Raw genomic sequence first — 6,092 nt, forward strand, 5'->3', positions numbered from 1 at the left:
TCGCATGCGACCGATTGTGAAATATGGGCTGCTCCTGCTCTCGGCGATAGCTGCTGCGTTGCTGCTGGTTCCGGGCCTGGCTTCTCAGAACAACAAGATATGGTACAGCGATCGTGTAGCGGTCATCGCTTACCACCATATTGACGATCAGATTCAAGGGGATGTAACCATTACGACGGCCCGGTTCCGGGACCAGCTGACCGATCTGCTGCAGCGCGGCTATCATTTTATATCGCTGCAGCAGTTCCGTGCTTATATGGCCGGAGGTCCGGTTCCTCCGAACGCCGTTCTGGTCACCTTCGACGACGGTTACCGCAGTTTTTATACGAATGCTTACCCTGTTCTGAAGGAGTTGAACATTCCGGCGACGAATTTCGTGATCACGAAGGATTTGGCGAATCCGCTCGCGAGCCGGATTCCGTCCTTATCGCGGGAAGAAATTCGTCAAATGACCGGTGAAACGAAGGGCATCGATGTGCAGTGTCATACGGACAACTTGCACGATGTGGGCCCCGATGGCGGAGCCCTGTTCACCACGCCTCAGAAGATCGGCGGCCGAATGGAGACGGAAGCGGAATTTGAGCGCCGCATTGTCGAGGATACGAAGATGTGCCGTGCTAAGCTCGCGGAACTGTATCCGGGTCCCGAAGACGCATTCGCTTATCCCTTCGGGATCTATGACCAGCATTCGGCGTCTCTTCTCCAGCAGGCGGGGATCCGCTATGCCTTCACCACGGTCAGCGGCTTGACGAGCCGCAGCACCGATCCGATGCAAATTCCGCGGATCAACGCCGGAAGTCCTTTTGTACAAGCGAACTCATTGAATAATTTAATCATACGAAAGCTGCACCAGTCTCAGAGCACGAAGTAGTTTTGCTACCGCAAAACTTAAGGTAATGCTTACAAAGTGGCTTTTGCCTAAGCAAAGCTAGGTTTACGCTTACGAAGTAGTTTTGCTACCGCAAAACTTAAGGTAATGCTTACGAAGTAGTTTTGCCGCAGGCAAAACTTAAGGTAATGCTTACGAAGTGGCTTTTGCCCTAGCAAAAGCCTGGAGGAGGTACAACATGTCGGAAGAGTCCCGTTCACAGATTAAAGAAATCGATATCGGCCATGAGATGCGTACGTCCTTTATGGATTATGCCATGAGTATCATTGTCAGCCGTGCGCTGCCGGACGTGAGAGACGGCCTCAAGCCGGTTCACCGCCGTATCTTGTTCGCGATGTCGGAGCTCGGCATGGCCCCGGACAAGCCGCATAAGAAGTCGGCCAGGATCGTCGGCGAGGTCATCGGTAAGTACCATCCGCACGGCGATTCCGCCGTGTATGAGACCATGGTCCGGATGGCGCAGGATTTCTCTTTGAGATATATGCTGGTGGACGGTCACGGGAACTTCGGATCCATCGACGGCGATATGGCTGCGGCTATGCGTTACACGGAGTCCCGCCTGTCCAAAATCGCCATGGAGCTTCTCCGTGATCTGAATAAGGAAACGGTCGATTTTATTCCGAACTATGACGGTGAAGAAAACGAACCCGCCGTATTGCCGGCCCGTTTTCCCAACCTGCTTGTCAACGGCTCGTCGGGGATTGCCGTGGGTATGGCGACCAATATTCCTCCGCACAACTTGTCCGAGGTCATTGACGGCATCCAACAGATGATCGACAATCCCGAAGTCACCTCCCTTGAGCTGATGAAATCGATCAAGGGCCCCGACTTCCCGACGGGCGGATATATTCTGGGCCGGGAAGGGATTAAACAGGCTTATTCTACGGGCCGCGGCTCCGTGACGATGCGGGCTAAAGCATCGATTGAGGATCATAACGGCAAAGCTCGTATCATTGTCGACGAGCTGCCATACCAGGTGAACAAAGCCCGTCTCATCGAGAAGATTGCTGAGCTCGTTCGCGAGAAGAAAATCGACGGCATCACCGATTTGCGGGACGAATCCGACCGCAACGGTATGCGAATCGTCATTGAACTGCGCCGCGACGTGAATCCGAACGTCGTTCTGAACAATTTGTATAAGCATACCGCGATGCAATCCAATTTCGGTATCATCATGCTGGCGCTGGTCAAAGGCGAGCCGAAGGTGCTTGGCTTAAGGGACATGCTGTTCCACTATCTTGAGCATCAAAAAGAGGTCATTCGCCGCCGTACGGAATTCGAGCTGAAGAAAGCGGAGGCGCGGGCGCATATCCTCGAGGGCTTGCGGATCGCCCTGGATCACTTGGACGAAGTCATCGCCCTCATTCGCGCATCGCGGACAACGGAAGAAGCCCGGGACGGCTTGATTAACCGTTTCACTTTGAGCTACGATCAAGCTCAAGCCATTCTGGATATGCGTTTGCAGCGCTTGACCGGTTTGGAACGCGACAAGATCGAAGAGGAATATGCCGAGCTTCTGAAGAAAATTGCGGAGTACAAAGAAATCCTGGCAAACGAGCATCTTGTGCTGAATATTATCAGCGAAGAGCTTCGCGAAATCAAAGAAAAATTCGGCGACGAACGCCGTTCCGAGATAACGATCGGGGAAGAAAGCATTGAGGACGAGGATCTCATTCCTCAGGACGACGTCGTGATCACGATCTCCCATACCGGCTATATCAAGCGTCTGCCCGTCTCCACCTACCGCAGCCAGAAGCGGGGAGGCAAGGGCGTTATCGGCATGGATACGAAGGACAATGACTTCGTGGAACATTTGTTCGTGACGAATACGCATCACTTCCTTATGTTCTTTACGAATAAAGGCAAAGTGTACCGCTTAAAAGCCTACGAAATTCCGGATCTTAGCCGGACGGCGCGGGGGACTCCGATCATCAATCTCATTCAGATTGAACAGGGAGAGACGGTCAATGCCGTTATCCCGGTGGAGTCGTTCGATTCCGATAAGTTTTTATTCTTTGCCACCAAGAACGGTCTTGTCAAAAAGACGCCGCTCGACGATTACGGCAATATCCGCAAAGGCGGCCTGATCGCCGTGAACCTGCGTGAGGATGACGACCTGATCGGCGTGCGTCTAACCGACGGCAACCAGTCGATTATCATGGGAACGAAGCTCGGGATGTCCATCCATTTCCCGGAGCAGGATGTTCGCGCTATGGGCCGCTCCGCAACAGGGGTAAAAGGAATTCATCTGGATGAGGACGATGCGGTCATTGATATGGACGTCGTCCAAGAAAACAACAGCGTGCTGATCGTGACCTCCAAAGGCTACGGCAAGCGGACGCCGGTAGAGGATTACCGTCTGCAGTCCCGCGGCGGCAAGGGCATCAAAACGCTCAATGTGACGTCCAAGAACGGTCCGGTCGTCGGGCTGAAGGTCGTAAGGGAAGACGAGGACCTAATGATTATTACCGCGCTGGGGACGGTCATCCGTACGAGCATGTCCGGCATTTCCATGATGGGCCGCAACACGCAGGGCGTACGCTTGATCCATATTCGCGACGAGGACGAGGTATCGACCGTAGCGCGTGTGGATAAGAGCGACGAGCCGGCCGAAGGCGGCGAGGAAGGGGAGCTTGCCGCAGGCGAGGCCCCGGAAGCTTCCGAAGGTCCGGGTGAAGAATAGACAGCCATATATTACAACGGATTGAGAATGGGGGCTTACATCCCCATTCTTTTTCGTTTATAATGGGACTAAAGTCCGTTTATTTTTAATACATATCGATGATTTTATAAGCTAACGCGAGGTAAGGTGAGGGAATTCCATGGCAACCGTTCCCGTTTCCCAGCTAAAAACCGGTGACAAAATCGCAGAAAATGTCATTACGAAATACAACAATATATTGTTCAATAAAGGCAGGTTTATTGTCGAGCGGGATCTGGAAATTTTGAAGGCTTTTTTAATCCCTTCCGTTCAGATCGAATCCAAGAACGGCGAGGCGGATACGCCTCAAGAAGAAATGTCCGCCGAAGAAGCAAGCGGCAGCGTTCTCCCCTTTTATAAGCACTACGAGAAGATGCTTAAGCTTCTGAGGCAAGTATTCAATATCGCCAATGCGGGCGGCCAGAACCCCCCGATCCTGGAGATCAGGACGACACTGGAAGGCTTGATTCAACATATCGAACATTATAATATTCTGACCTTCAGCCCCCGAAGCTTTCAATTGCGGGACTATATTTATCATAACAGCATCATGGTCAGCTTAACCTCTTATATTCTTGCCAAATGGAGCGGGATGCCGGCCAAAGATTTGCTGCCGGTTGCGCTTGGCGGCTTGCTGCATGATATCGGCAATGCGAAGGTCGACCCTAACATTTTGTTCAAGCCTAACCGTCTGAGCGGGGAAGAGCTCGAGGAGATCAAGAAGCACACGATTATAGGCTATAATCTGCTTAAGAATGTCCCTGCCATCAACGAAGGAGTTAAGCTTTGCTCCCTTCAGCACCATGAAAGAGAAGATGGGAGCGGATATCCGCTTGGCGTGAAGGGGGATAAGATCCATCCGTACTCCAAAATCGTGGCCATCACCGACATGTTCCATGCCATGACCACCGACCGCTATCACAAGAAAGGGACGTCGCCCTACCTTGTGCTCGAGCAGCTGCAGAACGAAGCCTTCGGCAAGATGGAGCCGAACCTGGTCCAGACGTTTATTCATAAGGTGACGTCCTTCCATAACGGAACCTTGGTCAAGCTTAGCGACAACCGGGTGGGAGAGATCGTTTTCTCGGAGCGCAGTCATCCGACAAGGCCTTGGGTCAACGTTAACGGGAAAATCGTCAATTTGACGCAAGAACGGAACTTATACATTCAGGACGTTATTCAAAAATAACATTCCTAATAAGCTTGACTTGGGAATGAAGATATGATAAATTGGTCTTCGCTGCTTCAAAGCGAGGCCTTTTTTATTCTTCAAATGAAATTGATTTTTAAAAAAAGTACTTGCAATGAACTAGGCGAATGTGTTATATTATAAAAGTCGCCGCTGAAACGGATGACAATGAAGGATAAAGTTCTAAATCGGACTTTGCCGATATGATTGCTCTTTGAAAACTGAACAACGAGTGAGTGCAATTAAGAGAATGAAAATTCTCGTCAGCATTAAAGATTGAGCTTAATCAGCTCTGTTCGATAAAGTTTTACCTTTATTGGAGAGTTTGATCCTGGCTCAGGACGAACGCTGGCGGCGTGCCTAATACATGCAAGTCGAGCGGACCCTTCGGGGTTAGCGGCGGACGGGTGAGTAACACGTAGGCAACCTGCCTGTAAGACCGGGATAACTACCGGAAACGGTAGCTAAGACCGGATAGCTGGTTTCTCCGCATGGAGGAATCATGAAACACGGCGCAAGCTGTGGCTTACAGATGGGCCTGCGGCGCATTAGCTAGTTGGTGGGGTAACGGCTCACCAAGGCGACGATGCGTAGCCGACCTGAGAGGGTGATCGGCCACACTGGGACTGAGACACGGCCCAGACTCCTACGGGAGGCAGCAGTAGGGAATCTTCCGCAATGGACGCAAGTCTGACGGAGCAACGCCGCGTGAGTGATGAAGGTTTTCGGATCGTAAAGCTCTGTTGCCAGGGAAGAACGCCTTGGAGAGTAACTGCTCCGAGGGTGACGGTACCTGAGAAGAAAGCCCCGGCTAACTACGTGCCAGCAGCCGCGGTAATACGTAGGGGGCAAGCGTTGTCCGGAATTATTGGGCGTAAAGCGCGCGCAGGCGGTTTTTTAAGTCTGGTGTTTAAGCCCGGGGCTCAACCCCGGTTCGCACTGGAAACTGGAAGACTGGAGTGCAGGAGAGGAAAGCGGAATTCCACGTGTAGCGGTGAAATGCGTAGAGATGTGGAGGAACACCAGTGGCGAAGGCGGCTTTCTGGACTGTAACTGACGCTGAGGCGCGAAAGCGTGGGGAGCAAACAGGATTAGATACCCTGGTAGTCCACGCCGTAAACGATGAGTGCTAGGTGTTAGGGGTTTCGATACCCTTGGTGCCGAAGTAAACACAGTAAGCACTCCGCCTGGGGAGTACGCTCGCAAGAGTGAAACTCAAAGGAATTGACGGGGACCCGCACAAGCAGTGGAGTATGTGGTTTAATTCGAAGCAACGCGAAGAACCTTACCAGGTCTTGACATCCCTCTGAATC

General features: G+C 52.0%; 3 protein-coding genes and 1 rRNA gene. All 4 read left to right on the top strand.

What is annotated here, in order from left to right; all coding sequences use genetic code 11:
• Nucleotides 1-4 precede the first annotated feature (4 nt).
• Nucleotides 5-871 (top strand): polysaccharide deacetylase family protein, encoded by an 867-nt coding sequence (locus O9H85_RS34950; RefSeq protein ID WP_269885981.1) that lies wholly within the window; start codon nt 5-7, stop codon nt 869-871.
• Nucleotides 872-1,067: 196 nt separating this feature from the next.
• On the top strand, nt 1,068-3,572 hold the full coding sequence (gyrA, locus tag O9H85_RS34955) for a DNA gyrase subunit A (protein WP_269885982.1): 2,505 nt from the start codon (nt 1,068-1,070) through the stop codon (nt 3,570-3,572).
• Between the two features lie 139 nt (nt 3,573-3,711).
• The gene (locus O9H85_RS34960; RefSeq protein WP_269885983.1) at nt 3,712-4,779 is read left to right on the top strand and encodes an HD-GYP domain-containing protein; all 1,068 of its coding nucleotides are present in this window, start codon (nt 3,712-3,714) and stop codon (nt 4,777-4,779) included.
• 313 nt (nt 4,780-5,092) lie between these two features.
• Nucleotides 5,093-6,092 (top strand): 16S ribosomal RNA (locus O9H85_RS34965); the annotation flags it as partial.

It is taken from the genome of Paenibacillus gyeongsangnamensis (assembly GCF_027533625.1).
GTDB lineage: Bacteria > Bacillota > Bacilli > Paenibacillales > NBRC-103111 > Paenibacillus_G > Paenibacillus_G gyeongsangnamensis.